This window comes from Pedobacter sp. JY14-1 (assembly GCF_029269825.1).
Classification (GTDB): Bacteria; Bacteroidota; Bacteroidia; order Sphingobacteriales; family Sphingobacteriaceae; genus Pedobacter.
The window spans coordinates 122,679-149,490 of sequence record NZ_JARJHU010000009.1; the positions used below are offsets into that span (position 1 = coordinate 122,679).

The window sequence follows — 26,812 nt, forward strand, 5'->3', positions numbered from 1 at the left end:
AACATATGTCTATGAATTGGGTACAATTGTTATCCGCTAAGCGATGGGGTAACGAAGCACGGTTTTCGGGTAACCAGCAGGAGGCCAGGTCCGAGTTTCAGCGAGATTACGACCGCATCATCTTTTCATCCCCTTTTCGCAGGCTACAGAACAAAACTCAGGTATTTCCACTTCCGGGAAGCATTTTTGTACATAACCGGCTTACGCACAGCCTTGAAGTGGCCAGTGTGGGCAGATCGCTCGGTACGCTTTTTTATAACAGGATGAAAGATCATTACAAACAGATAGACGATGACTTTCCTCTAATGAGTGAGACTGGGAACATTGTCGCATCTGCCTGCTTGGCCCATGACCTCGGCAACCCTGCTTTCGGTCACTCAGGTGAGTCTGCCATTTCCCATTACTTTATAAATGGAGACGGCAAAAGTTACCAGAAACAAGTCAGTCCGCATCAATGGGAAGATCTAACCCATTTTGAAGGAAATGCCAATGCGCTGCGCATCCTTACCCACCCATTTGCCGGAAAAGGTACCGGCGGATTTGCATTAACTTATGCTACGCTTGCGGCAATTGCAAAATATCCCTGTGCATCTCCGGCGGGTCACGATAAAAGTAATATCTTCACTAAGAAATATGGCTTTTTTCAGTCAGAGCAGGCAGGTTTTGAAAAAGTAGCCACAGAACTGGGTCTCATCAGACAGCAGGAATCCCCCTTGGTTTATAAACGTCACCCGCTTGTCTACCTGGTAGAGGCGGCAGATGATATTTGTTATAATATCATTGATCTGGAAGATGCGCACAGGCTGAAAATCCTGACCTATGCAGAGATCGAGGAGTTGTTGCTGCCCCTGTGTAATGACACCAATATGTCAGACCGGCTTTCCGCAATAGAAGATGCCGATGCCAGAATTACGCTGATGCGTGCCAAAGCCATCAGCACACTGATCAGCCAGTGTGCAAATGTCTTTTATACCAAACAGCATGATCTGCTGAATGGAACTTTCAATGCCTCATTGATGGATTCGATTGAGGACCCTTTTCTTTCCGTAATGAAAAAAATAGCCGATATCTCGGTAAAGAAAATATATAATTACTCGTCTGTCGTACAGATTGAAGTGGCAGGTTATAAAGTTATGGGAGGCTTACTGGAAGAATTTATCCCTGCATACCTGGAAAATACCTCAAAATATCATAAAAAACTTATAGAACTCATCCCTCAGCAGTTTCTTACAGGCAATTCAGATAGTTACTCGAAAATACAGACCATTTTGGATTTCGTCTCCGGAATGACCGATATTTATGCGGTGGAGATGTTCAGGAAGATCAAGGGAATATCTTTTCCCTCAATTAGTTAGGTTACTTGCAGACAGGTTTTTGGTACGTGTTTTGACGGATTTTTGATGCTGAATACAGATCTGCTTGCAGATTTTAAAGTAGTAACAAAAAACTCCCCAAAATCCCTATTATGAACACAATCGATTTCAACCAACAACTCAGCAGCAATCAATCTGCCCTGGAAACTTTTGCCTATAAGTTTACGCAGGATTACGAAGATGCCAATGATCTGGTACAGGACACCTTACTTAAGGCCATGCGCTATTCTGAGCAGTTTAAGGAAGGAACTAACTTTCGAGGATGGCTCTATACCATCATGAAGAACACATTTATCAATGGCTATCGCAGGGCGGTAAAAACCCGCTCGCTTATTACCATCCATGATGATATTCCCGCTGCCCAGTTGCAAACCAGTGCTACAGGAAATACGGGTGAAAATAAATTTGTACGGGAAGATATACAGAACGCAATGAAAAAACTACAGCCTGAATATCTCACACCTTTCGTGAAATATTTCGAAGGTTTTAAGTATCATGAAATTGCCGACATGCTGAATATTCCAATTGGTACAGTAAAAACACGTATACATATTGCCAGGGGCATACTGAAAAAAAACCTCAAAGTATATACTAAGGAATTCGCAACTGAATTCTGATCATATCATCATACCCAAACACAAGTTAGCGGATAGAAGCCAGAAAGGCTTCTATTTTTTTTTCAATATCCTGAAAAACCTCTCCGGAGAAAGTTCGGCCGCCATAATTTTCAATGATCCATGAATTTTCAGTACGCTTCAGAATAATAGGGTCAGGTTCTCCTGTTACCATTTCTACTTTGAAACGCTGCTCATTGTCAGACACCGTAACAATCGCATCTAATTCTACACAACCTGCTTTAAATATTATAGGGAAAACTCTCATATCAGCTATTTAATGACCCGGCTCTTACTCATATTTTCAAATATCTTACTTGAAAATTCCGAAGCAAGCGATTGCGGACTTGCCGGGTTTACAGATCTCGTTTGTGCCGAATACAGGAGCTTGTCATTCTTCAGGTCATACAAACTCGCCTCCAGCATAAAACTATTGGTTACGGTATAATAACCCGGTTCATAAATGCGACCATACATATGATTGTAATACCCCCAGAAGCGGTAAGGATAAGGCATTGGATAAAAACCTACGCCACCTGGATTGTAATTCCTTTCCTTCTTCTTATCTAGAAGTGCGACTGTAATGGCGCCATCATATCCTTTATCCCTCAGCTCTTTAACGGCAGATGTCTCGTTTTTTCCTTCAAATGTCTTAGGCCCGTACTCTTCAAATGCTGAACCTGCATTAATGCCCTTGTTGCGAAGGTGCTGCACGATGATCTTTTCTACATTTTCTCTTAGCATTCTGTCCTTGCTACCCATCAGTCCCACAACCAGAACTTTGTCAAAATGTTGCTCTGCCGTTCCCGGGGCTGTCCAGGACGATACCAGCCTGGTACTTCCGCAAGATTGTAACAACAGCAGCATCACAGCGCAAATCAAACCTACCTTAATATGAGTTTTCATAATATTACCGCTTACCTGTTTAATAGCATAACAATTTCACCGGCATTTTGTTATCTCTCCAGAAGTCTAATTATGCCATCGACTGTCATTGATAAGTTTTTTTATGATGCCGACCGCAGGTGGCTTACAGTGATATTCCGGTCAGGTAAAACTTACAGGTACATAGACGTACCGCAGGATGTCTATCTGTCGTTAGGGGCATCGATATCTAAAGGACGTTATTTTAACAGGAAAATAAGAAATGTCTATTCATACAAAAGCCTGGAAGATTGATATTCCAGGCTTTTCATTAAAAAATCAATTCAATCAGTGTTGAGCCACCTGGTCTCTCAGTGCTTTAATCTCATCGTGCGATCCTTTCAGCTCAAATTTCTGGTACGAGATCAATGACCTCAGATTTGCGCTAAGCGTGTCTTCATCCAAAGCCATCTGATAGGCTTTTTGAGCAGCATCTTCTCCGAACTCACAATTATTGAGTACGGTTTCCTTGTCATGTCCCGTAAAAATTGCTTTTAAGTCCATCCATCCCCTGTATATCTTCCCGTAAGTCGTTGTACCCTGGCTGGCGTCTTCACCGTTCACTTGTATTTCCTGCACCAGTGCAGACTTCAACCTATGGCTTTGGGCAATCATTTCCAGGAATAAGGGCCTTAAATCATCGTCTTCCTGCCTTAACTCTTTAAGCGCTTTTTCGTAACCTGCAATTCTGTCATTGTTGATCTGAACGAGATCATTTAAGATGTCTGCATTTGCTTTGTTGTTTTCCATGGTTATAGGTTTTGATGTATTAAAGACAACAAGACGAAATTTTAAAGGTTTGTAAAAAACTCATTTTTCCGTAGGAAGGGTTACTTCTGTTCATCTTTAGTAATCACACCACAACCTACGCGAGGGCCGGAATTACCACTGGGTTGGGTACTGTAATCGTCCGTACCACCATGTACGATAATACCTCTGCCAATGATATTGTCGATATGATCTGCTTCAATGCTCCAGCGGTCGGTAGTTACACTTACGCTGCCATGGCCTTTTCCGTCCAACTGAATATTACCAATGTCACCTGAGTGGTAAGCTGCAGAACCCCATTTACCATGATTTTCGTTAGTAGGATTCCAATGCCCATGCGTATTTTCTCCCATATTGCTGCAATCACCGTGTTCATGAAAATGCACGGCGACTGTACTGTCTGCTCTTGTAGGAAAGTCAATTTCAAGATCCATTTTAATTTTACCATCTCCGGCATCATAAAACTTGGCATGCCCGATCTCCTTATTATCTGCCGTAGTAAAAAGTTTAGCAGAGGCAATACTGCCGTTTTTTTTGTTGTTGCATGAGGACATCAGTAAGGCAGCCCCAAGTATGGCAAGCGTAAGAAAGTTTTTCATTTGTATTGGGTTTAAAATTGTGGTTAAAAAACTATGTTTTATTAACAATGACTAACGTCATTTGGTTTTAAACCACTGATATTCTGAATACTTTATTGCTGGCCGATAATCGTATGGTGTTGCCTGATTTCCCTTTTTAACTCTTTTACCTCCTCACGGGCCTGGCGGTTCTCCAGATAGAAGTATATAGCAAATCCAAGAAAGATCTTACCCAGGATAAAGACAGCAGCAAATATCCATCTCCATATTTTATGGATACGCATGTGGCTGGAGGCACCTTCTACCTCTATGTATTGCCCCTTGTCTTTTTCGCTCCTTTGTCCGTGATCTCTCAGTTGATCTGGAAGACGTTCCGCAACAGGATGCCTTTTAAGTTCATGGATACGGTCCTCTATACGTTCCAGCATGCCTGGGGGAGGCATAATGGCCATATGCTGCGCGATCATTTCCAAATCAGCCTCAATGGCATCCAGTGCATACCCTATTTCCGGATGCTTTACTTTAAGCTGTTGCAATTCATCTGCTTCGGCTGCAGACGCCGAGCCCAGCACAAAGGCTTCCAGTGTGCCGCTCTCCAGGTAGTCCTTAATATTCACTTTTGCCTTTCATTAAGTTAAAAGCCTCTTTTAAGATCTTCCTCACAGTTTCTTCACGTTGACCAATCCGCTCTGCGATTTCTGCCAGGGACAAATTACTGTAATAAACACTGTCAAATACATATTGCTGTTCATTAGAAAGTACAGCGTGTACTCCTCCGCGTCCGGATAATATGGTATTCTGAGGAGGAAGCTGAAGAAGGGTAAACCTGCGCAGGCGGTTCCAGTTAAAAAGCTGCTGGATTTGCTGCGGCGGAAGTTTCGAAATCTCAGAAAATATATTTACCAGGTGGTCCTCAGCTTTCCGGTTATCCTTTACAATCTCCGTCAGGTAACCCAGCAACATACCGCTATACCGGTTGTAGATAGCCTGAAGATCAGGATTCTCCCTGATTTTTTTTCTTTCCTGTTCTAGTTCTAGCATATGGACTGATACGTTTACTAAAGTAACAAGTTTTCACTGTTTTAATAAACGATGCAATCGATTTCTTTTTTCTTCCTCCATTATTTCTTTTTTTGTAATTTCATATGAATAACACCAAATGTACACCTGGCCCTTACCGGTCATTAAACAACCAGACTCCTAAGGGGATTTGACCACATGATAAAACTAAACAGGTTAAGTATCTTGCCGCTGCTGCTCTGCTCATCTATACTGGGTAGTCCGGGCTGTAACATATCTAAAAAAAAACAGGTAAAGGCAAGTCTCAGCAACCTGCCGCCGATACCCTATCCGGGACCCGAGAAATTTGCAGATCATATCCGTACTACCGAATTTCAAACTCCGCAACAGGAACAGGCCGGGTTTAAACTTCCTCCAGGTTTTGAGATCACACTTTATGCAGCTGAACCCGAGATCGGTAAGCCTATCAATATGGATTTTGATGAGAAAGGTCGTCTTTGGGTTACCCAGTCTTCCGAATATCCGATGGCCGCTGCACCAATGAAGGGGAACGACCGGATTACCATACTTGAAGACACAGATGGTGATGGGCGTGCCGATAAATTTACACCATTTGCAACTGAATTAAACATCCCTATAGGAATCATACCCGTTCAGCAGGGTGCGATCGCTTTCAGCATCCCGAATATATACCGCTTTACCGATAAGGATGGAGATGGCCGGTCAGACGACCGTAAAGTAATCCTGGGTGAGTTCGGTTACCAGGACACGCATGGTATGGTTAATAATTTCATCAGGGGATTTGACGGCTGGATCTATGCCTGTCACGGATTTACAAACACCTCTGTCGTTGCAGGAACAGACCGCGATTCCATTAAAATGGTCTCTGGCAATACTTTTCGCTTCAGAGAAGACGGAAGCCGGATCGAGCAGACTTCGTACGGAAGGGTAAATCCATTCGGCTATACATTTGACGAATGGGGATACCTTTATTCAGTAGACTGCCATTCCAAGCCAATCTATCAGCTGATCAGGGGCGGAGAATATCCTCACTTCGGCAAGAAGAGCCCTGCAATGGGATACGCTCCGGAAATGATGAGTTATGAACTTGGATCTACAGCACTTTCCGGCCTTGATTATTACCTGGGCGAACAATTTCCTGAAGCGTACCGGAACTGCTTTTATAATGGCGATGTGGTAACTTGTCGCATCAACCGTAACACGATGTCATTTAGCGGGTCTTCTCCAGAGGCACAAAGACAAGAAGATTTCCTCATTAGTGCCGATCCCTGGTTCAGACCGGTATCCATTAAAGAAGGCCCCGATGGCGCCCTGTATGTAGCAGATTTCTACAACAGGATTATCGGCCATTATGAAGTGCCGTTAAATCACCCTTTGCGTGACAGGCAGAGCGGGCGTATCTGGAGAATTGCCTATGTAGGCGACCAGAAACATAAAAACAGAAAACCAAAAGATTGGGCGAGCGCCAGCCTGAAAGACCTTATCCGTAATCTGAACTATCCGCAGCTGAACATCAGGATGGCTATAGCAAATCAGCTGGTACAACGGTATGGAAAATCCGCAATAGACCCACTGCGGAAATTAGCTGGTTCGGGTGCTGGTGAAAAGGCGCGGGTACAGGCATTATGGGCTTTATACAGACTCGATGCCCTGGAAGAAACTTTGCTGGACAAAGCATTAAGGGATAGCAGCGCACTGCTCAGAGTACATGCCTGCAGAATACTTTCCGAGCAAAACCAGGTCAGTTCAGCGCAAAGAACGCTGGTTTTAGGCGCGCTCTCAGATCCAAATGTACACGTACGCCGTGTTGCCGCAGAAGTACTTGGAAAAAATCCTGATGCTGTCAGTGTACCAGCCTTGCTGAAATTATACAACAATTCGCTAACTACGGATACACACCTGAAGTACACCGTTTTACTGGCATTACGCGATCATCTCCGGGACCAGCAGGTCATGCAGAAAATATCGGTGCTTGACTGGCAGCCTGCCCAGGCCGGTGTACTGATGAAGGTAATACGTGACGTACCGTCTTCCGTGGCTGCCGGGTTTGCCATGAAATATCTGGAAAAATATGAAGTACCGAATTCGGACCTGCTTGCGAGTCTTGAATATATTGGCCGTTATATCAGACCAGAACAGCTAAGCCGTTCAGTCAGCTACATTCGTCAGAAGTTCACCGGAGACGTAAACGCACAATATGAATTATATACTACTATTGAACAGGGGCTCAGGCAAAGAGGAGCGGGAGAAGTCCCTGCAATGCGGGAATGGGGGATCAGCCTAGCCGAAAGCGCATTAAAAGGATTACAGGCTGGTCCTGAAGATAACGGCTATATAGATCCCGTCTCGGTATGGTATAACCGCCCGCTGGCAGAGACCGGAGACCCTGAAAATCCATGGGAAGTCATCGACCGGCAGATCGTCGGTGAGCTGCCAAGGCTCAGGGTAATCTGGAGTGAACACAACTGGTATACGCCGATAGGTACGCTTGTTTCCCCGGTATTCAAGCTCCCCTCATCTCTCGAAATCAGTGTTTTCGATAACGATGTACACAATACAGAACAAAAAATGGGTATATCGAAAAATACGGTCCGTATCCGTTTGGCAAAATCGGGCCAGGTGATCGCAGAATATCGTTCTGCCTTTAAAAAGCCGATGAAAATGAAGGATCTGATGCAGCAGGTCCCCTTTGACCTCAGGACATATGCCGGACAAGCGGGCTATATAGAGGTTACCGACAGCACAAAGACGGGATCTGTAGGTATCGGAGGTCTGAAACCTGAAGTCCTGCGTTTGCCAGATGCAGGGCTGGCAGCGCAGGCTGAACGTTATACTCGCGCAGCGGAAATTGCAGGTATTTATCGTGTAAACACACTTGAGCCTGCACTAAAAAAGCTATTGCTCACTAAACGTACAGATTACCGGATCAGGACTGCTGCTGCCTCAGCCTTATTGTCTATCCACGCAGCCGGAAACAGCAGATTAGTGGAAGACATCCTTACAGATCTCAACGAAAGCCAGCTAATTAAAGAAAAAATGGCACAGGTACTGGGCCAGAGCAGCTCGGCAAACAAGTTCACCGCCTTGCAAAAGGGCCTGGCCGGCAGCCAGCGGAGCCTGCAGCTCACCATTGCTTCCATTATGGCCGGTTCGGAACAGGGGATAGGCCTGCTGCTTCAGTCAGTACAACAGGGAGATATACCATTCGAGCTGTTATCTGAAGTGGCTGTAAAGGAACGCCTGAATATGAATATCGGGCCTGGGCAACAAAAAATCCTGGAAAAGTTATCCGCCGGCAGAGCTTCTGAAAGCGAGGCAAGAAAACAACTGATCGAAGCCAGACTGAACAGTTTTGATCCCGGATCGGTAACAGCAGAAGAAGGAAAGGCGATTTTTATGCAGAATTGCAGTATGTGCCATCAGATAAAGGGCAATGGCGGAATGATCGGACCGCAATTGGATGGTATAGGCAACTGGGGACAAAAGGCACTCACCGAAAAGATACTTGATCCCAACCGGAACATTTCACAAGCTTTTCGCACGTATAACATCACGTTGAAAGATGGCAGAACGCTTTCCGGTCTCTACCGGCGCGAAGAAGGAGAAGTGCTTGTGTTTGCAAATCCCGGAGGACAGGAATTCACAGTAGCCAAAGCCGATATCAAACAGCGTATTCCCTCAAAATACACGCTGATGCCAGACCAGTTCAGAAATACGATCGCCAGGAAAGACTTTGACGCACTGCTCAAATTCCTTTTGGCCACAAAAGAATAAACAAAACAACTTATAACGAGAATCTCAATAAAAACAATGAAGATGAAATACCATACAATAACAATAGCATTTCTGGCAGGCCTGACCTTCCATAGCGACATGGCAAATGCACAGAAATCCAAGGAACTGAAGTTCAGGAAGACAGTGATTAGCACCGAGTTCTTTTCAGAAGGAGCTGCAGTAGCAGACATCAACAAAGACGGCCGTCCCGATATCATAGCAGGTGCATTCTGGTACGAAGCACCCAAATGGACCAGGCATGAAATTTATACGCCAGGGAAGTTTGACTGGAATACGGGTTACAGCGATTCCTTTCTGAACCATGCCATGGATATAGACCAGGATGGATGGGTAGATTATATCCGGGTAGATTTTCCGGGTGAAGCCGCTGTCTGGTATCAGAATCCGGGAAAAGAAGGTGGGCACTGGAAGGCCTATCCGTTATACTCATCGGTAGGTAATGAATCTCCTGCATTTGTGGATGTGGACGGCGACGGCAGGACGGATCTGCTGTGCAACGATTCCAAGGGAAACCGGATGGTCTGGCTGGAGTCGCCAAAGAAAAAAGGGGATACCGCCTGGACGGTACATGTGATCAGTGATGTAAAGGACAGGGGCACACATCAGTTTACCCATGGTCTTGGGTTTGGGGATATGAACAAAGACGGACGTAAAGACGTGATCATCAGGACAGGATGGTGGGAATCACCTGCTGATCCCAGGCAGTCAAACTGGGAATGGCATGAGGCTGATTTAGGCGATGATGCCTCTCAGATGTACGTAATGGACCTGGATAAGGATGGTGATATGGATGTCATCAGTGCATCTGCACACAACTATGGCATCTGGTGGCACGAACAGGTCACAGACGGCCAGGGAAATATAAGCTGGAAACATCATGATATCCTGAAAACCTTCTCACAAACCCACGGTCTTGGTCTGGTCGACATGAACAAAGACGGCAATCCGGACCTCGTCACCGGAAAGCGGTTCTGGGCACATCAGGGACATGATCCCGGAGAACGTGAACCCGCGGTATTGTACTGGCTCGAATATAAACCAGGCAGGACACCGTCATGGACACCACACCTGATTGATTCAGATTCCGGAAATGGATTGCAGACTATCGTGACAGACATCAATAAAGACAAGTTACCGGATATCGTGGTCGTCAACAAAAAAGGTGTATTTCTGTTTGAACAGTTAAAATAGGATCAGCGCAGTCCTGAAGCCGCCATCATCGCTTTCAGGGTCTTTAAATCTTCACGGATATGACTGATGACTTCCTCTCTGGATATGCTGAGCTGGCTGGCGCCAGCATCAGCTCCTCCAAGCGGATATTCAAAATGCTGGGAAACGGGTTTATTAAAACCATAATCCTTTAACAATTTAAAGTAATGCGGATAGTCTATCATGCCTTGTCCGAGTGGTACATTCTGTGTCAGCCATTTGCCGTTTTTTTGCGTCCAGTGGTAATCTTTTACGGTTACAGAGCCAAGATAGCTGCAGATCAGGTCCAGATTGACCGGCCAGGCCTCGGCGCCGTCCACACTCGCATGCCGGATGTCAAACTGTATACCTGACCACCTGGGATCCAGATCCTTAAGCACCATCCATAGGTCCCATACCGGTCCGCCGAACCTTCCTGTATGATTTTCGTAGTCACCATGGATACCATATTTCCTGTTCAGTTGCGCGAGTTCCCTCAAATCCCTTTTGAATATTTCCAGGTCTCTGACAATTCCCCGGCCACTGTAACTGTACCATCCCATCCGGTAATTCGGTATCCCCAGCGATGCCGCAGTTTTCAGGATATCTTCCGTATACCGGTCTTTTGCCTTACCGATGTCCGTTGTGATCGTGTAAACCCCGAGACCAGCGTTCCGGATAATATCCACCGCCTTTGGAAGATCCTGTTTAACTTTTTCAGGTAGTACGTGTCCTTGTGGCCTTACTGTAAGGTCGATACCTTCATATCCCATATCTTTTGCCAGCGCAGCCATTTCCTGATAACCCAGCCAATGCAGGTGTTTGGAAAAAATGTTGATGCTGGGGCCTGCCTGCAATGGATTTCTGCCAAGTTCTTCATCCGGTATCAGAGATGCCATACCCTTAAAAGGCACAGTGGCAGCAGCCATTGCGGTAAGACAGACAAACTGCTTTCTGGAGATACGTTCTTGATTCATAAATATTTTGTTTGTTTTTCAGTTTCCCCAGGCTGTAATTACCAGGTTGCGTTCCCCGCCCCGGTTACGGTGCTCGCAGAGATAGATGCCCTGCCATACCCCCAATGCAAGCCGTCCCTCATTGACAGGAATAAGAACAGAGGTGCCTAAAATGGAAGCCTTCAGATGCGCTGGCATATCGTCTGCGCCCTCATAGTCATGCACATAATCCGGATCATTTTCCCTCACCGATTTATTAAAATACATTTCGAAATCCTGACGTACAGTCGGGTCTGCATTTTCATTGATGGTAAGACTTGCCGAAGTATGCTGGATAAATACCTGAAAAATACCTGTCCTGATTTCCCTGATCTGCGGGAGAGCCTTCAGTACCTCTTCAGTGATGAGATGAAATCCGCGCCGTCTTTCACGCAGCTTAATTCTTTGCTGAAACATTTTCATATCGTGGTACACTGGTCAGATACAAGATAGTAATAAAATCCACAGCATCCGGCGGTAAACTGATGAGATTTTTCCCCAAGGAAATTACGCCAACAGCACTGATATGGCTCAATGGACTAGAACGCCCATTTTTACCGGATGGCACAGAACCTGCTTTACAGGGTATATTACAAGTGTCCTGAAAGATATGAAGGAATTAACAAAATCAATAGAAATGGCAGAAGCCATTAAGTCAGTGCTAAGGGCACGCAATCTCAGCAAAGCCCAGTTTGCAGAACTAATGGGTGAAGACCTGTCTGTTGTCAGAGAATGGCTCAGCGGGACCTACCGCTTTAATCTTCCTATACTGTTCAGGATCAGCGAAAGGCTCAACCTTCTTTAGCGATTAACCTTTACCGTTTGTCTTTTCAGAACAAAAACGGGCGGATAGGTGTTATGTTCCCAATACCAATCCAAGCTTCATATGACAGAGAGACATACCTATCAGACAGGTATCATCGGCAATTGTGCCTACCTCGCACACATCAATAAGAATACAAATATAGACTGGCTTTGCTGGCCACGTTTCGACAGCAGTTTCGTCTTCGGCGGGCTGCTTGATCAGGAAAAAGGAGGGGAGTTCTCCATCAAACCTCACGGCGAATTCACCTCCCGGCAGTATTACCTTGAAAATACCAATATCATGGTGACAGAAGTCACCAATCCCGAAGGAAAATACCGTGTAACAGATTTCGCACCGCGCTTTTATCATCACGAACGTTATTTCAAACCCCTTATGCTCATCCGGAAAGTGGAACCTCTGGAAGGCAATCCAAGAGTCAGGGTTATCTGTAAACCGGTGTGTAATTATGGTGAAAGCCATCAGCGTGGACACCGGGGCAGCAACCATATCCTGTATACCGGCTGTGCCGAAAACATGCAGCTCAGTACCAATATTCCACTGAGTTATATAGAAGATGACAGGTACTTCGCCCTGAACGAAACAAAATACCTGATCATGACCTACGGACATGAGCTGAATGCGCCGATCAACAGTACGGCTGAGCGCTTTCTTTCAGAAACCATACGTTACTGGAGACGATGGATCAAGCATTCGAACATTGCAGGTTTTTACCAGCACCTGGTCATTCGTTCAGCACTCGTGCTGAAAATCCATCAGTTCGAGGATACCGGCGCGATCATCGCTGCCAGTACAACCAGTCTGCCCGAATCACCAGGCAGCAAACGGAACTGGGATTATCGTTATTGCTGGATGCGCGATACCTATTATGTAATAACAGCATTGAACCATATCGGCCATTTTGAAGAAATGGAAAAGTACTTTGGCTACATTACCGACATTTCCTTCAGGGACGACAAACGGTATCAACCGCTTTTCGGTATCGCCGGTGAGCGCATTCTGACCGAACGCGTCCTGAAACACATTTCCGGTTATCAGAACAATACGCCAGTACGCATTGGTAACCAGGCCTACGAACACATTCAGAATGACATTTATGGTCAGGTACTCGTTTCTATGCTGCCGCTTTATACCGATCACCGTTTCATCTTTAGGGAAAGACAGGATTCCGCTACCTGGCTGGACTACCTGCTCAGCAAGATCGAGCGGACAATCGACGAGAAGGATGCCGGCCTTTGGGAATTCCGGAATATCGCGCACACCCACTGCTATACCAACCTTTTCCAGTGGGCAGGGGCAAATGCCGCACTGAAAATGGCAAAGACCATCGGGAATGCAGTATACGAAGAGCGCGCCACTATCCTCATCAACAAAGCGGCAAAGCATATTGAAGACTGTTATGATCCTGTGCGTAAAGTATACACACATGCAGCAGGTAGTCCGCATCTGGATGCAAGCACGTTACAACTCATTCTCATGAACTACCTGGATCCGGCCTCCGAAAAAGCTAGAGACCACCTCACTGCACTCGAAAAGGAACTCAAAGCTGAAAATGGCTTATTTTACCGCTACCTGCATACAGATGACTTCGGCAGGCCAAAGACTACCTTCCTCATCTGTGCATTCTGGTACGTAGAAGCACTGGCCTGTGTGGGCAGGCTGGACGATGCGATCCGGGAATTTGAGTCCATTATCGGTTACGCTAACCACCTGTTGCTGTTCAGTGAGGATGTTGATGAGAAAGATGGCAGCCAGTGGGGCAATTTTCCCCAGGCTTACAGCCATGTAGGGCTGATGAACGCTGCGCACCGCATTGCCATTAAACTCGACCGGCCAATCTTTCTCTAAAGCAAAGTCAGTTGCCGTTCCTGCCAAACGATGAAAAAAACCTGCGCAGCAGCGATCGCTGCTGCTTTTCCACAGGCTTACGACCAGATTTGTCACCTGGCATCGGACTTGCTTCATACTGGACCAGCATCATCAGCATGTCCCTGACCTCGCGGAAATCGCGCAGGTAATAACGTGCGGCAGACATATTGCCACCTACCTTGATGGTGTAGGCACTTTCCGGAAGTGACTTGAAAATATCTTCATCGGTATGGTCGTCGCCAAAAGCGATGATAAAACCAGGATGGTGGCCATGCAGCCAGTTTAAGGCTGCTTTTCCCTTATTCACTTCAACATTCTTAAACTCGATCACTTTATTGCCCTCCATGATCTGCAGCCCTTTGTCTGCTACAAACATGCGCAAATGATTGACAATTTCTCCGGCGCGGAATTCACCAAGTCCTTTTTCCGCTTTCCTGTAATGCCACACCAGCGAAAAGCTCTTTTCCTCTATGAAAGATCCCGGCGTGCGATCCGTATAGACCTCAAGGACAGACCTGACTTCCTGCTTCCATTTATCCGTAAGCAGGGGAACCGATTTCCATTCCTGTCCGGACCTTTTCTGCCATGCGCCATGCTCGGCGATCAAACCCAGGTTACAGTGCCCGAACCACTTTTCAAGCGTCTGGTAGTTCCGTCCGCTGATGATGACCACATGATTGGCTGTATCCGCGGTCATTTTATGAATGATGTCATAAAGGTCATCGTCAGGGGCTGCCTTGTCGATGTCTCCCTTAAACCCCACTAAAGTGCCATCATAATCCAGGAAAATAAACCGGTCGCGGGACGCGGCGTATTGCCTGGCGATCTGCTCGCGGACTGGCTGGGCAGCATGACGCGTAAGCAACGACTGCTGTAACTCCTTTACCTCCCCAAGTTTATCCATAAAGTTCTTTACCCACAGGTTAATGTTGAATTTCCGCACAATATGACGCATACTGCTCATACGGGCAACTTGTTCTTCAAAAGGCATATTGATAGCCTGCACCATTGCACGCATCATATCACCTATGTTGTTTGGATTAACGATCAGTGCATCGTTCAGTTCCTTTGACGCCCCGGCCATTTCGCTGAGGATCAACACACCATCGTTATTGGTCCTTGACGCAACATATTCCTTGCTGACCAGGTTCATTCCGTCCCGCATCGGTGTTACGAGACAGATGTCCGAAGTGCTGTACAACGCGGACAGGAACTCTACAGAAAAGGACTTGTAGAAATAATGGATAGGCACCCAGTTCATCGTCCTGAACCTGGCGTTGATATTGCCTACCAACTGGTCTATTCTGTCCCGGAGTTCCTTATACTGGGGTACCGTATCCCTTGAAGGAACGACGATCATATATAACACCACCTTTTCCAGATATTCCGGATGCATTTGCAGCAGCAGTTCCATTGCCTGAAGACGCTGAAGGATACCCTTACTGTAATCAAGCCGGTCTATCGTCAGGATAATCTTAAGGTCCTTCTGGCTTTCCTTGAATGCAGCAGAGTAACGGGCTACCTTTGGATGCAGCGTAAGCTGTTCAAATTTTTCATGGTCTATACCCATAGGAAAAGCCTCTACCACAATATGTCTGTTCTTGTGAATAATCACATTATCTGCCATTTTCCCGGAAGACAAGCGAGAGGCGGCACTCAGGAAGTGCCGGACGTCATCAAAAGTATGAAAACCCAGCAGATCCGCGCCAAGCATACCCTGGATCAACTCTTCACGCCAGGGGATCAGTCTGAAAACCTCATAGGAGGGGAAGGGGATATGCTGAAAAAAACCAATCGTGACGGCCGGACGTTCGGTCCGGATCATTCCCGGGAGCGAAAGTAACTGGTAATCCTGTATCCATATGGTATCACCATCCCTAAGGTTTTGTACGACCGCGTCCCGAAACTTCCCGTTTACCCGCTGGTAAGTATCCCAGTAACTTTGCTCAAAATTTGCATAAGTGACCAGGTAGTGAAAAACAGGCCATAGCACTTCATTGGAAAAACCCTCATAATACAGGTTGATCTCTTCAGTGCTGAGAAATACAGGGATAAGGTTAAAGGCAGCCAGTTTTTTCGAAACCTCCTTCTGACGCTCGGGCGGGACCTCTATTCCAGGCCATCCGATCCAGATATTGTCACCTGTTTTATATACGGACCCGAGCCCTGTAGCGAGCCCGCCTTCGCTGGGCCTTAAAACATACGCTCCGTTTTGTTCTGAAATCTTGACTGGGAGGCGGTTAGATACAATAATGGTCTTATTCTTATTCGGCATATACACCATTAAAACCATTTCAGGCCAGTATTGTTTTTGAAAGATTAAATTAATTGCTTATTAGGAATAGTCGCTTAATCAATATAAACTGATCTTGGCGTTAAATTTGTTCAGAACTGCTCGTCAAAACACCAAGTATTTATGACCAAAAGCCAGCTAGCCGCATTTATCCTTCTGCCTGTTCTCCTGAATTCCTGTTCAAGCATGTACATGCCCAATGTACCCAATACGCCTATGCTGAGCCAGCGGGGCGAGCTCAGCGGGGGAGCACACATCTCACTACGCGGCAATGCCAGCCTTAACGGCGCCTATGCCGTCGCCGATCACTTTGGCGTAATCTTTGGCGGAAGCCATATGAAAAGGGAATGGGAGAAAAAAGACTATAAGCATAATCTGCTGGAAGTCGGAGGTGGTTATTTCAACACTTTTGGTCCGGACGACAACCGGATCATCGAAGTATATGCTGGTTACGGCGGCGGCAGCACAGACCGTGTCTTTCGCCATTACGATGACCAGAATATATTGACAGGATCAGACCTGCAAAAAGTGACTTACAGCAAAACCTTTTTCCAGGTAAACTACAGTTCAAGAAAATCAGATAACCTGAAACTTTTCGGGCGCAATTTTCCGATCAGTTATGGCACGGCATTACGCATCAGCTCTGTAGAAATGAAAACCTTCATGATCAATGACATCGGCCAGCTGCGTGAAGGAAATGTATTCCTCGAACCCGTATTCTTTACCAGGATGAAACTCTCAGACCAGATCCAGCTTCAATATACCACCAGCGGAAACTTCGGGCTGAACAGCCGCAAATATATGAATGCCGGCAATTCCATCTTTACTGTCGGTGCCGTCGTCAACGTAGGCGGCAAAACGCTGAAATAAAGAAGCCCGCCATATTCCGGCGGGCTTCTCTGAACTGACATGATGAGCAGTACTATTTTGCCTTTACGATCACTTTGCTCAGCGACGGTCTGTCCTTCGCCTCATCTGCCGTATTCTTAAAGACAATGTATAAGTCATGGAGCTTGCCATCTGTTACGGCGGCCAGCGCAATATCAGCACTGCTGTTTGCGGCTGAACCCAGTAACCTGCCATCCTGGCCGTCAACATGTACCTCGATGCTGTAAGCAGCATTACCGGTAAGCACCAGTTGGATAGCGGAAATATCCGTCAGGTCAATCTGGCTTAGCTTAATCCATCCGTTCTTTTGCGGAAGTACCAGTAGCTGGTTCCCGTTATTGTCCCTGCGCGCAAACTCAGCCACATCCTTTATGTCCTTCGCATCAATTTCATTGCTACGCAGAGCAATGGCGTCATTGCCTGAAAGTGGTTTCACTCCAGCTGATCCGGCATCTGCGTAAGAAGCCTTAAGGCTAAGTGCCGATTGTTTTTTATTGACTTCCGCAGGAGGGACAATTTTACCTGTTGCAGGCAATGACGGTCCGGCGGAAGAGGTTGCACTCAGCGACAGAATCCATTCTGCGATCTGCCTGGCTTCCGACTCCTTCATCGTCGGGTGTGCAGGCATCGCTACTTCGCCCCATACACCGCTGCTGCCCTTAAGGATCTTACCGGCCAGATAGGACGGTGCATCCGCTTTAGACTGGTATTTTGAAGAGACCAGCTTAAACATCGGACCTATGGATTTAGCGTCCACCTTATGACAGGTACTGCAATCACTTTTTTGCATCAGGGCTTTTCCGACCATGGTCTGTGCAGCTTCCTGATGGCCAAGTTTTGCGCCCGCCAGGTCTAATCCTTCCTGATAACTGCTGGATACATATATGCGTGTTTTATTCACTGTAGCACCAGGATCTGTCACCTGTACATGGTAATTTACCGGTTTACCTGGAAAATAGAACGTTTTGTTGCCACTCAGTACAATATCTACCTTAGGTTGCGCATTGCCGGCAGAAACATTGATCGTCTGGCTCTTTGAAGAAGCCCTATTTTTGTCCACTACCAGTACGCTGACAGCATAATTGCCTGCCTTGGTGAAAGTATGCTGCAGCACCGGCGTGGTGGTTGTCTTTTTAAGACCCGCTCCAAGGCTCCAGATATAGGTCAGCGCATCACCGTCAGGATCTGTTGCCTCTACCTTTGCAGTCATTTTATAAGGCAGCAAACCGCTGGCATTTTCTATGTTAAGTTTTTTTACGATCGGTGGACGGTTACCCTCCAGGTAATCTATCCTTACCAGGCCGGCATCCGGATTTTTTGAGAACCAGCCCTTACCATACTCCAGGATATAAAGCTTACCGTCCGGACCCTGTTCCATGTCTATAGGCGCGTTCAGCGGAACATTTGCCATAAAAGGCTCCATACTTTTATAATCGCCATTCGCATCCATAGTTACCGCTTTTACCCAGCCCCTGATCCATTCGTAGATCAACAGTTTGCCATTATAATAGGCAGGGTAGGGAGATGCTCCCGGCTTAGTATAGTAAACCGGGCCCGCCATTGCGGTACGGCCACCAGCACCGACCTGCGGAAATTCCTTAGATTCACCATAAGGATACCAGATAAAAGCCGGCTGGGCAGGAGGAAGCGTAGCAAGCCCCGTGTTGTTAGGCGAGTTATTAATGCCTGCAGCAGGATCAAAAGGTGCTCCGCTGGTGCCGTTTGTATAATCATAGGCTTTGTAAGGATAATTGTTACCGATAAACAGCGGCCAGCCGAAGAAACCAGCCTTCTTAGCCTGGTTGACCTCGTCATAACCTCTCGGCCCACGGTTAGGATCGTCATTATTGGCATCCGGCCCAACTTCGCCCCAGTAAAGAAAGCCGGTCCTCTGGTCTACAGAAATACGATAGGGGTTCCTGTTGCCCATCACAAAGATCTCAGGGCGGGTTTTTTCAGTTCCCTTAGGAAAGAGGTTACCTTCAGGAATATCATAGGTTCCGTCTTCATTGACCTTGATCCTGAGTATCTTTCCCCGGAGGTCGTTGGTGTTTCCTGCCGATCTCCGTGCATCATATTGATGAAGGCCCTCGCGATTGTCCAGCGGAGCATATCCTTTGTTCACATATTGCTGGTTAGGCGCGTCAAACGGTGTAGAGTTATCTCCTGTCGAAACATAAAGCAGGCCGCCAGGTCCGAAAGCTATAGATCCGCCGGTATGGCAGCAGATCTCACGCTGGGAATAAAATTCCAGGATCACTTTTTCTGTCGCAGTCGTGATCTTGTCGTTGACCAGTTTAAACCGCGACAGCCGGTTCACAGATTTTCCCACAGGGCTGTAAAGTGCATAGATGTACTGATTCTTTGCGAAGTTTGGGTCCGCGGCAATTCCGAGTAAACCCTCTTCCGCGTTTACACCTTCCGTATGGGTCTTGGAATAAACATCAAGTTTTCCTGCTTCCGTCAGTGTCTTTGTGGCATTCTTATAAAGCATAAATTCTCCCCTGCGCTGAGATACCAGGATATCGAGGTTCGGAAGAACAGCAAGCTCGGTCGGCTCCGTAAACTGACCATGTACCAGATCCACTTTTACGAACCGGTCCTGGTCGGGGGTGTCGATGCGCAACACCGTCTGCCTTTGTCCCTGTGAAGCAGCTGAACGGGTTTCTGCCATTTTGTTTTGTGAAAACGGGATCACCGCACTTAAGGCGATACCCGAAAGCAATACTATTAATGAAGTCTTCATTTAGGTGTTTTGATTTTGCGTGCTGTATTTGGTTTTTAATGCATGTGCGAAATCAAAAATACACCTTTGCAATCGATTTCTCGGTATTATTTTAAATACTTTCGGGTAAATAGTTTTAGCAAATTCATTAAGCGTATTTTATTCATTAACAGCGCTATTGTTTATTGTAACAAAATCATTATTTTGCGATTCCTTTTAATCAAACGGGAATTGTTTACTTTTAAACTTTTAATAACCAAAAAACCACAACATGAAACTTAATTACTTAAGGTTTGGAACAACGGCATTTGTCTGGCTGTTGGGGACTACACTTGTGGCTGGTCAGCAATTGACTGACAAGTCAGAAATCGGCCTGAGTGACCTTTCGGGATTTAAAGACCCGGGAAAGTCATGGTCGATCGCCGGTGGTGTAACGGCAGACTTAAATGAGCAGAACAAGCTCATCGTAACCAAAGGTACAGGAGTCCTGGTCAACCAGGTCGGGAAGAAAGACCATGGAACAGACCTGTTCACCGTAGCAGAACATGGTGACATCGTCCTTGAACTCGATTTCCTGCTGGCCAAAGGCGCCAATTCAGGAATCTATCTTCAGGGCAATTACGAGATCCAGCTGGAAGACGTATGGGGCATGAAAAACCTGACCTCAAGTAATCTCGGCGGTATCTATCCGCGCTGGGACGATTCAAGGCCAGCGGGAATGCAGGGTTATGAAGGCCATGCACCGCGCCAGAACGCAGGTAAGGCTCCCGGTACCTGGCAGCATATCAGAATTGCTTTCCAGGCCCCTAAGTTTGATGCCTCAGGTAAAAAAACTGAAAACGCCAGGATGATCGGAATAGAGCTCAATGGTGTACTGATCCATGATGACGTAGAGCTTTTTGGTGCTACCAGAGGGGCAGCAGGCCCTGAAAAAGCACTGGCACCACTCCGTTTACAGGGAGATCACGGCGCTGTAGCTTTCAGGAATATCAAAATATCCAAGCTGCCTGCCAATGCAACGGCACGCAGAGGCGGAGACAACACCGACCCGATCTATATCGACCCGCTGAATACCCCGCTGATCCGTAGTTTCGTTGATATAAACGGTGGTCCGAGGGTAGTTCATGCCATCTCAGTAGCCAGCCCGGAAGAAATACATTACAGCTACGACCTGGATAACGGCTTACTGTTTCAGGGATGGCACGGCGACTTCATTGATGCTACACCTATGTGGCACGACAGGGGCAACGGAACTTCAAGACCAAGAGGAGCTGTAGTTACTTTCAGCAGAAAACCTGTTCCTGCCCTGGCCAAACTTACAGACGCAAAAGCGGCCTGGATAGCCGATACCACAGGTACCGGTTTCAGGACAAAAGGATATACCATTGATGGTGCAAACCGTCCTACCTTCGTTTATAACATCTACGGCACCAAAGTAACCGACGCCATCAAACCTGTGGCAAACGGACAAGGCCTGACCAGGGAGATCAGCCTTGAAAAACCAGTAGATAATGTTTATGCACTGGTAGCCACTGCAAGTGATATTACTGAAGCAGGAAAGGGCCTTTATTTGTTGGACGGTCAATCTTATTACATAAAATTTGACGATGCCAAAGACAAACCTGTGATCAGGGATGCCAATGGCGGAAAGGAACTGGTAGTCCTGGTTCGTGGCAAGTTAAATTATTCAATATTATTCTAAGAGAAGTCAGACAATGAAACATACTTTTAAAACGCTGGCAATGCTGGCTTTAAGCTTTAGTTTTTCTGCGGGTTTTGCCCAGCAGACGCCTAAAGAGGAAGATTTTTATAAAGTCGTGAAGGTACGTGTGCCCGAGGGACCGATCCTGGAAGTGGGTGGCCTTGTTACCATGCCAAACGGAGACCTGGGCGTTTCCACACGACGCGGTGAGGTATATATTATAGAGAACCCGACCAGCAGCAGGCCTTATGTCCGCAAATTCGCTTCAGGTCTTCATGAGATCCTGGGGCTTGCCTATAAAGACGGCGCCCTGTATTGCGCGCAAAGGGGAGAACTGACCAAGCTGATCGACAAGAACGGAGACGGCAAGGCAGATGTTTACGAAACAGTTTATGCCTGGCCGCTGAGCGGGCACTATCACGAGTATAGCTTTGGTCCCAAGATTGCACCCGATGGTTCGTTTTTCGTAACCGGTAACGTAGCATTCGGCGACGAGATGTGGTATCGCGGAGAAAGCCGCGTTCCTATGCGCGGATGGGCCATGAACATCACTGAAGATGGCATCATGAGACCATGGGCTACCGGAATGCGTTCACCCGCCGGTCCTGCAGTTATCGACGGAAAGTTATACTATACCGATAATCAGGGTGACTGGGTTGGTTCAGGAGCCATCTGGAGAGTAGAAAAAGGAGACTTTATCGGCCACCCGGCAGGACTCCGCTGGACCGGTCGTTCAGACTCTCCGGTGAAACTTACTGAAGAGCAGTTCAGGTCTAAGATTGACGAGAGAAGGAACGTCGATGCCAACGGAAGGGCAATCAAACCGGAAAACCGCGTCGATGAAGAGTTCAAGATGCTGTTCCAGATGAAGAAAGATTTTCCTGAGCTAAGATTACCTTCTGTATGGCTGCCTTATGGTATCCTGGGCATCTCTACATCTGAGCCTGTAAAGATTCCCGAAGGGGCATTTGGTCCGTTTTCCGGCCAGCTGCTTATCGGCGATCAGGGAATGAGCATCATTTCAAGGGTATTCATGGAGACCGTCAATGGCGTTGAGCAAGGAGCATCCTTCCTCTTCAGAAGTGGCTTCCGTTCTGGTGTACTCCGTATGGCATGGGGCCAGGACGGTTCACTGTTCGTGGGTGAGACCAACCGCGGATGGGGTTCTGCAGGTGATGCCAACGAAGGTTTGGAACGTATGGTTTATGACAACAGCAAAGTACCTTTCGAAATGCGTGCAATCAGGGCTATGCCTGATGGATTCGAGATCGAATTTACCAAACCTGTCGACAAAAAGTCAGCTGAAGACCTGGCATCCTATAACGTCGAAAGCTATCTCTATAAATACCATCCGGTTTACGGATCGCCTCCCGTTAACAAGGAGACGCTGAAGGTAAAAGGGGTAAAGTTGTCTGCTGACGGACTGCGTGCAAGGTTAGTGGTTGATGGTCTGCGTCAATATTACATCCATACCATTACTGCCGATGGCGTAACTGACCAGGACGGTGCTTCTTCCCTGATGCATCCGATCGGTTATTACACGCTAAACAGCATTCCTACCGGCAGCAAGCTTTCCATGAGCGAAGTAAGCACCAGGAACTCAGGCCTTAAACCTAAAGCAAGCACCACTGCTACCAAAGGAAAGACTGTTGCGAAAGCTAATCCTGACGATCCCAACGGAGGAGCTGCTGACGATGCGAAAGAAAAGACGATCACTACCGCTGCACCTACGTATGCACAGGTAAAGGGCTTGCTGACCAGTTATACCTGTACAGCATGCCATAATCCGACCAAGCGTCAGATCGGCCCTGCTTTTGCAGACGTTGCCAAACGCAAGTACACTCCGGAAAAGATTGTTTCGCTGATCCACAATCCTCAGCCTCAGAACTGGCCTGGTTACGCGACAGAAATGCCGCCAATGCCTCAGGTCACCAAGGCTGACGGCCTTAAGATCGCGGCCTGGATCAACTCCCTGGCAAAATAAGAATGCAGTTATTGCTTCAAATAAAATGGGATAGTCTTTCATAGATTATCCCATTTTTTTTTTACTTTAACCGCCTTAATCAAATAAACCTTTTTATATAAAATGAGTACACTTCATTCTTACGATTACATTGTATTCTTCGTATACTTTATAATCGTAGCTACCTACGGTTTCTGGATCTACTACAAGAAAAAGTCGGCAACCAGCGACTCAAAAGATTATTTCCTGGCAGAAGGCTCTCTGACCTGGTGGGCCATCGGCGCCTCCCTTATCGCTTCCAATATCTCTGCCGAACAGATGATCGGGATGAGCGGCTCGGGTTTTAAACTTGGACTTGCCATTTCCGCCTACGAATGGATGGCAGCAGCTACACTGATCATTGTCGCCGTGTTTTTCATGCCGGTATACCTGAAAAACAAGATCTTTACCATGCCGCAGTTCCTTAACGAACGCTACAACAGTACCGTAGCCATGATCATGGCCATTTTCTGGCTGGCATTGTATATCGTGGTCAACCTGATGTCCATCCTGTACCTCGGTGCACTTGCCATCAGCGGCATTTCAGGTATCGATATTACGGTATGTATCCTCGGCCTGGCAGTGTTTGCGATCGTCATTACACTGGGTGGTATGAAGGTTATCGGATATACCGATGTCATCCAGGTGTTTTTCCTGGTACTGGGCGGACTGGTCGCCAGCTATATTGCGCTGAACATCATTTCAGGTCAGCAAGGCGTCATGAAAGGCTTCGCGACGCTGACCAGCGGCGCATCCGAGCACTTCCACCTGATCTTTAAAAAGGATAATCCCAACTATATCGACCTTCCCGGTCTCAGCGTACTGATCGGCGGTATGTGGATCGCCAACCTGAACTACTGGGGCTGTAACCAGTACATTACCCAAAGGGCCTTAGGCGCATCACTTCCCGTGGCGCGCTCAGGCCTGCTCTTTGCCGCATTCCTGAAAATGCTGATGCCGATCATCGTCGTGATCCCCGGTATTGCCGTTTATTATATTATTAAAGAGAACATTCCGGCGATCAGCCCGGACAGTCTGCTTACTTCTTCAGGCGTACAGGATCCCAACAAGGCATATCCTGCTTTATTAGGTCTGTTGCCAGTTGGCCTGAAAGGACTTTCCTTTGCTGCGCTGACTGCGGCCATCGTAGCCTCTCTGGCTGGAAAGGCCAACAGTATCGCAACGATATTCACGCTGGATATCTATAAAAAAGCCATGAACCGCGAGGCAGGAGAGAAGAACCTTGTCAATGTAGGTAAGGTTACCGTTATCGTGTCTATGCTGCTGGCCGTTTTGCTGTCACTGGCTATCGGCGACGCGCTCATGGGTGAGGGCAAGCAAGGCTTCCAGTACATCCAGGAGTACACAGGTTTCGTTTCACCTGGTATCTTCGCCATGTTCATCCTGGGTTTCTTCTGGAAGAAAACAACCTCAAACGCGGCCCTGTTTGCTACCATAGGCGGTTTCATCGCCTCAGTAGTACTTAAGTTCCTTCCCGGTTGGATAGACCTTTCCTTCCTGTACGATTACGGATGGGCAGTAGCCAATTCCAGCGGTATCTATGAAATTCCGTTCATGGACAGGATGCTGATCGTATTCGTGATCTGCATCGTTGGCATGTATTTCATCAGTACTGCCGAGAACAGAAAGGGGATTGTACCCAAAGGCCTGGAGGTAGACACCAAAATGTTCAATGTATCCAGCTCATTTGCGGCCGGATCGCTGATCATCATATTGATGCTTGTTGCACTTTATACGGTATTCTGGTAAACCAGAAGAAAACCCTGTAATATGGTAAATAAGAAGGCCGGTCTGATATTCAGGCCGGCCTTCTTATTGTGATCCGCTTAGAATCTCTGTTCAATACTTGAATACCTTGCCGCCCACCATCACCTCCTGGGTCTTTTCGTCAAAGGTCGCCTTCTGGCCGGTCCTCACCGAAGCGTTCGTCATTATATTCGCAATCGAGTGGTAATATCCCGCTTCAACGGGAGCATGTGTCTCCTTGCGGCTGCGCACACATTCCATCCAGTTTCTCATATGGGCAGAGGTCAGCTTGTCCCCACCGGTATTTGCAGAAGCGGCTACTTTCTCAACCAGGTCGGTCAGCTTCAGTTCAGGCAACAGATTCGGCTGCATGTTCATCGCCTTTGCAGCACCAGCGGTAAGCCCGCCCCTTGGAGATACGGTATTGGTGATCAGGTTCAGCTCTCCGCCGTTAGAATAATAGATTTCAGCCGGGTTTTCGTCACCATTGTGCATCCTTGAGGTGAACACGACCTGGAAGCCGTTCGACGGGTCATTTTCTTTTCCATAATCAAATACGGCAGTCGTTGTATCCCAGTTGCGTCTGCCATCCTTCCATTGGTAGATACCGCCGTTAGCAACTACACTGCGTGGATGTTTAAGGCCTGTAAACCAGTGTACGGTATCAATCTGATGAGACATCCACTGGCCCGGCATTCCTGATGAAAAAGGCCAGAACAAACGGAACTCCAGGTATTTTCTCGGATCCCATTCTTCGAAGGGCCGGTTCAGCAGAAAGCGTTTCCAGTCGGTATCCTGTTGTTTCAGCTTCTCCACAAGTGCGGGTCTTCGCCAGCGGCCCGGCTGGTTTACGTTCCAGCTCAGCTCTACCATCGTAATGTTTCCGAACTTACCATCCTTAATGAATTTTTCGGCTGCGTGGTAGTTGTCACCACTGCGTCTCTGAGAACCGATCTGCACGATCTGCTTCGAAGCCTTAACGGCTTTCAGTGCCATACGTGCATCGGCCATAGTCTCCGCAAATGGCTTCTCACAATACACATCACATTTGTTGTTCACCGCCTCTGCAGTATGCAGGGCATGTGCAAAATCCGGCGAACTGATGATGACTGCATCAATGTCCTTAAGCCCGTAAAGTTCATCATTGTTACGGCATGCCGTAATATCATGCCCGAATTTTGACTTCAGTACTCCGGTACCTTCCTCACGTCTCAGGCGCCAGAGATCCGAAAGTGCGACCACATCAAAATTCATTTCCTTATGATGGTTCATGAAACTGGGTAGCAGGGCATCTTTGAAACGGTCAGAAAAACCGACGATACCTACACGTACCCGGTCATTGGCCCCGATGATCTTACCATAGCTTTTTGCACTGAAGCCCATTGCACCGGTATAAACACCGGCGGTGGCTATTGCCGCCTGCTTTATAAATTTCCTTCTTGATTCCTGCATGATCTGTACGATTTG

At 47.1% G+C, this 26,812-nt stretch carries 22 protein-coding genes; 11 read left to right on the forward strand and 11 right to left on the reverse strand.

Going from position 1 to position 26,812, the window contains the following annotated elements:
• The first annotated feature begins 11 nt into the window (after positions 1–11).
• Positions 12–1,355 (forward strand): deoxyguanosinetriphosphate triphosphohydrolase, encoded by a 1,344-nt coding sequence (locus P2W84_RS17635; protein WP_276091484.1) that lies wholly within the window; start codon positions 12–14, stop codon positions 1,353–1,355.
• Positions 1,356–1,465: 110 nt separating this feature from the next.
• A complete protein-coding gene (locus P2W84_RS17640; protein WP_276091485.1) occupies positions 1,466–1,990 on the forward strand; it encodes an RNA polymerase sigma factor in 525 nt (174 codons plus the stop codon).
• A gap of 25 nt (positions 1,991–2,015) precedes the next feature.
• Here the strand turns inward: P2W84_RS17640 and P2W84_RS17645 are convergent, their stop codons facing one another.
• Together P2W84_RS17645 and P2W84_RS17650 are read right to left on the reverse strand one after the other, a co-directional pair.
• The gene (locus P2W84_RS17645; protein ID WP_276091486.1) at positions 2,016–2,255 is read right to left on the reverse strand and encodes a hypothetical protein; all 240 of its coding nucleotides are present in this window, start codon (positions 2,253–2,255) and stop codon (positions 2,016–2,018) included.
• 5 nt (positions 2,256–2,260) lie between these two features.
• Positions 2,261–2,893: a hypothetical protein gene (locus tag P2W84_RS17650; RefSeq protein ID WP_276091487.1), complete on the reverse strand. Its 633-nt coding sequence runs from the start codon at positions 2,891–2,893 to the stop codon at positions 2,261–2,263.
• Positions 2,894–2,965: 72 nt separating this feature from the next.
• On the opposite strand from P2W84_RS17650, the gene P2W84_RS17655 reads away from it, so the two are divergent.
• Complete coding sequence (locus P2W84_RS17655; protein ID WP_276091488.1) at positions 2,966–3,166, forward strand: KTSC domain-containing protein; 201 nt, start codon at positions 2,966–2,968, stop codon at positions 3,164–3,166.
• 33 nt (positions 3,167–3,199) lie between these two features.
• Here the strand turns inward: P2W84_RS17655 and P2W84_RS17660 are convergent, their stop codons facing one another.
• The 4 genes from P2W84_RS17660 to P2W84_RS17675 all read right to left on the reverse strand — a co-directional run bounded on the left by P2W84_RS17660 (position 3,200) and on the right by P2W84_RS17675 (position 5,298).
• Positions 3,200–3,661: a PA2169 family four-helix-bundle protein gene (locus P2W84_RS17660; protein ID WP_276091489.1), complete on the reverse strand. Its 462-nt coding sequence runs from the start codon at positions 3,659–3,661 to the stop codon at positions 3,200–3,202.
• Between the two features lie 80 nt (positions 3,662–3,741).
• A complete protein-coding gene (locus P2W84_RS17665; RefSeq protein WP_276091490.1) occupies positions 3,742–4,278 on the reverse strand; it encodes a superoxide dismutase family protein in 537 nt (178 codons plus the stop codon).
• Positions 4,279–4,370: 92 nt separating this feature from the next.
• On the reverse strand, positions 4,371–4,874 hold the full coding sequence (locus P2W84_RS17670; RefSeq protein WP_276091491.1) for a hypothetical protein: 504 nt from the start codon (positions 4,872–4,874) through the stop codon (positions 4,371–4,373).
• Positions 4,864–5,298: a sigma factor-like helix-turn-helix DNA-binding protein gene (locus tag P2W84_RS17675; protein ID WP_276091492.1), complete on the reverse strand. Its 435-nt coding sequence runs from the start codon at positions 5,296–5,298 to the stop codon at positions 4,864–4,866. Before P2W84_RS17675 ends, P2W84_RS17670 begins: the two co-directional genes overlap by 11 nt.
• Positions 5,299–5,475: 177 nt before the next feature.
• On the opposite strand from P2W84_RS17675, the gene P2W84_RS17680 reads away from it, so the two are divergent.
• A complete protein-coding gene (locus P2W84_RS17680) occupies positions 5,476–9,072 on the forward strand; it encodes a PVC-type heme-binding CxxCH protein (protein WP_276091493.1) in 3,597 nt (1,198 codons plus the stop codon).
• Between the two features lie 42 nt (positions 9,073–9,114).
• Positions 9,115–10,284 carry a VCBS repeat-containing protein gene (locus tag P2W84_RS17685; protein WP_276091494.1) on the forward strand — a complete coding sequence of 390 codons (1,170 nt, stop codon included), beginning with the start codon at positions 9,115–9,117 and terminating at the stop codon, positions 10,282–10,284.
• 2 nt (positions 10,285–10,286) lie between these two features.
• Here the strand turns inward: P2W84_RS17685 and P2W84_RS17690 are convergent, their stop codons facing one another.
• Together P2W84_RS17690 and P2W84_RS17695 are read right to left on the reverse strand one after the other, a co-directional pair.
• Positions 10,287–11,258 carry a sugar phosphate isomerase/epimerase family protein gene (locus P2W84_RS17690; RefSeq protein WP_276091495.1) on the reverse strand — a complete coding sequence of 324 codons (972 nt, stop codon included), beginning with the start codon at positions 11,256–11,258 and terminating at the stop codon, positions 10,287–10,289.
• A gap of 18 nt (positions 11,259–11,276) precedes the next feature.
• Positions 11,277–11,693, reverse strand: coding sequence for a secondary thiamine-phosphate synthase enzyme YjbQ (locus P2W84_RS17695; protein WP_346348973.1), 417 nt, complete (start codon positions 11,691–11,693; stop codon positions 11,277–11,279).
• A 193-nt stretch (positions 11,694–11,886) separates the two neighbouring features.
• Between P2W84_RS17695 and P2W84_RS17700 the strand changes: the two genes are divergently transcribed.
• Together P2W84_RS17700 and P2W84_RS17705 are read left to right on the forward strand one after the other, a co-directional pair.
• Entirely contained in the window at positions 11,887–12,081 is a 195-nt protein-coding gene (locus P2W84_RS17700; RefSeq protein WP_276091497.1) for a helix-turn-helix transcriptional regulator, read from the forward strand.
• Positions 12,082–12,162: 81 nt separating this feature from the next.
• Positions 12,163–13,947 carry a glycoside hydrolase family 15 protein gene (locus tag P2W84_RS17705; RefSeq protein ID WP_276091498.1) on the forward strand — a complete coding sequence of 595 codons (1,785 nt, stop codon included), beginning with the start codon at positions 12,163–12,165 and terminating at the stop codon, positions 13,945–13,947.
• A 7-nt stretch (positions 13,948–13,954) separates the two neighbouring features.
• Here P2W84_RS17705 and P2W84_RS17710 read toward each other — a convergent pair whose 3' ends face one another.
• The gene (locus P2W84_RS17710) at positions 13,955–16,243 is read right to left on the reverse strand and encodes a bifunctional alpha,alpha-trehalose-phosphate synthase (UDP-forming)/trehalose-phosphatase (RefSeq protein WP_276091499.1); all 2,289 of its coding nucleotides are present in this window, start codon (positions 16,241–16,243) and stop codon (positions 13,955–13,957) included.
• Between the two features lie 141 nt (positions 16,244–16,384).
• Here P2W84_RS17710 and P2W84_RS17715 point away from each other — a divergent pair, with 141 nt between their 5' ends.
• Positions 16,385–17,131, forward strand: a complete 747-nt coding sequence (locus P2W84_RS17715) for a hypothetical protein (RefSeq protein WP_276091500.1) — start codon at positions 16,385–16,387, stop codon at positions 17,129–17,131.
• Between the two features lie 52 nt (positions 17,132–17,183).
• Here P2W84_RS17715 and P2W84_RS17720 read toward each other — a convergent pair whose 3' ends face one another.
• Entirely contained in the window at positions 17,184–19,895 is a 2,712-nt protein-coding gene (locus tag P2W84_RS17720) for a PQQ-dependent sugar dehydrogenase (protein WP_276091501.1), read from the reverse strand.
• A gap of 250 nt (positions 19,896–20,145) precedes the next feature.
• Between P2W84_RS17720 and P2W84_RS17725 the strand changes: the two genes are divergently transcribed.
• The 3 genes from P2W84_RS17725 to P2W84_RS17735 all read left to right on the forward strand — a co-directional run bounded on the left by P2W84_RS17725 (position 20,146) and on the right by P2W84_RS17735 (position 25,348).
• A complete protein-coding gene (locus tag P2W84_RS17725; RefSeq protein WP_276091502.1) occupies positions 20,146–21,576 on the forward strand; it encodes a DUF1080 domain-containing protein in 1,431 nt (476 codons plus the stop codon).
• Positions 21,577–21,589: 13 nt separating this feature from the next.
• Positions 21,590–23,560: a hypothetical protein gene (locus P2W84_RS17730; protein ID WP_276091503.1), complete on the forward strand. Its 1,971-nt coding sequence runs from the start codon at positions 21,590–21,592 to the stop codon at positions 23,558–23,560.
• A gap of 102 nt (positions 23,561–23,662) precedes the next feature.
• Positions 23,663–25,348, forward strand: a complete 1,686-nt coding sequence (locus tag P2W84_RS17735; protein WP_276091504.1) for a sodium/sugar symporter — start codon at positions 23,663–23,665, stop codon at positions 25,346–25,348.
• Positions 25,349–25,438: 90 nt separating this feature from the next.
• Here the strand turns inward: P2W84_RS17735 and P2W84_RS17740 are convergent, their stop codons facing one another.
• On the reverse strand, positions 25,439–26,797 hold the full coding sequence (locus P2W84_RS17740; protein WP_276091505.1) for a Gfo/Idh/MocA family oxidoreductase: 1,359 nt from the start codon (positions 26,795–26,797) through the stop codon (positions 25,439–25,441).
• Positions 26,798–26,812: the final 15 nt, after the last annotated feature.

Excerpts from the sequence above, each read along its gene's own strand:
- P2W84_RS17645 (WP_276091486.1), bottom strand. The coding sequence starts at position 2,255 with ATGAGAGTTTTCCCTATAATATTTAAAGCAGGTTGTGTAGAATTAGAT.
- P2W84_RS17725 (WP_276091502.1), top strand. The coding sequence starts at position 20,146 with ATGAAACTTAATTACTTAAGGTTTGGAACAACGGCATTTGTCTGGCTG.
- P2W84_RS17655 (WP_276091488.1), top strand. The coding sequence starts at position 2,966 with ATGCCATCGACTGTCATTGATAAGTTTTTTTATGATGCCGACCGCAGG.
- P2W84_RS17675 (WP_276091492.1), bottom strand. The coding sequence starts at position 5,298 with ATGCTAGAACTAGAACAGGAAAGAAAAAAAATCAGGGAGAATCCTGAT.
- P2W84_RS17740 (WP_276091505.1), bottom strand. The coding sequence starts at position 26,797 with ATGCAGGAATCAAGAAGGAAATTTATAAAGCAGGCGGCAATAGCCACC.
- P2W84_RS17720 (WP_276091501.1), bottom strand. The coding sequence starts at position 19,895 with ATGAAGACTTCATTAATAGTATTGCTTTCGGGTATCGCCTTAAGTGCG.
- P2W84_RS17650 (WP_276091487.1), bottom strand. The coding sequence starts at position 2,893 with ATGAAAACTCATATTAAGGTAGGTTTGATTTGCGCTGTGATGCTGCTG.
- P2W84_RS17640 (WP_276091485.1), top strand. The coding sequence starts at position 1,466 with ATGAACACAATCGATTTCAACCAACAACTCAGCAGCAATCAATCTGCC.
- P2W84_RS17680 (WP_276091493.1), top strand. The coding sequence starts at position 5,476 with ATGATAAAACTAAACAGGTTAAGTATCTTGCCGCTGCTGCTCTGCTCA.
- P2W84_RS17710 (WP_276091499.1), bottom strand. The coding sequence starts at position 16,243 with ATGCCGAATAAGAATAAGACCATTATTGTATCTAACCGCCTCCCAGTC.
- P2W84_RS17730 (WP_276091503.1), top strand. The coding sequence starts at position 21,590 with ATGAAACATACTTTTAAAACGCTGGCAATGCTGGCTTTAAGCTTTAGT.
- P2W84_RS17685 (WP_276091494.1), top strand. The coding sequence starts at position 9,115 with ATGAAATACCATACAATAACAATAGCATTTCTGGCAGGCCTGACCTTC.
- P2W84_RS17735 (WP_276091504.1), top strand. The coding sequence starts at position 23,663 with ATGAGTACACTTCATTCTTACGATTACATTGTATTCTTCGTATACTTT.
- P2W84_RS17715 (WP_276091500.1), top strand. The coding sequence starts at position 16,385 with ATGACCAAAAGCCAGCTAGCCGCATTTATCCTTCTGCCTGTTCTCCTG.
- P2W84_RS17705 (WP_276091498.1), top strand. The coding sequence starts at position 12,163 with ATGACAGAGAGACATACCTATCAGACAGGTATCATCGGCAATTGTGCC.
- P2W84_RS17700 (WP_276091497.1), top strand. The coding sequence starts at position 11,887 with ATGAAGGAATTAACAAAATCAATAGAAATGGCAGAAGCCATTAAGTCA.
- P2W84_RS17695 (WP_346348973.1), bottom strand. The coding sequence starts at position 11,693 with ATGTTTCAGCAAAGAATTAAGCTGCGTGAAAGACGGCGCGGATTTCAT.
- P2W84_RS17690 (WP_276091495.1), bottom strand. The coding sequence starts at position 11,258 with ATGAATCAAGAACGTATCTCCAGAAAGCAGTTTGTCTGTCTTACCGCA.
- P2W84_RS17660 (WP_276091489.1), bottom strand. The coding sequence starts at position 3,661 with ATGGAAAACAACAAAGCAAATGCAGACATCTTAAATGATCTCGTTCAG.
- P2W84_RS17665 (WP_276091490.1), bottom strand. The coding sequence starts at position 4,278 with ATGAAAAACTTTCTTACGCTTGCCATACTTGGGGCTGCCTTACTGATG.
- P2W84_RS17635 (WP_276091484.1), top strand. The coding sequence starts at position 12 with ATGAATTGGGTACAATTGTTATCCGCTAAGCGATGGGGTAACGAAGCA.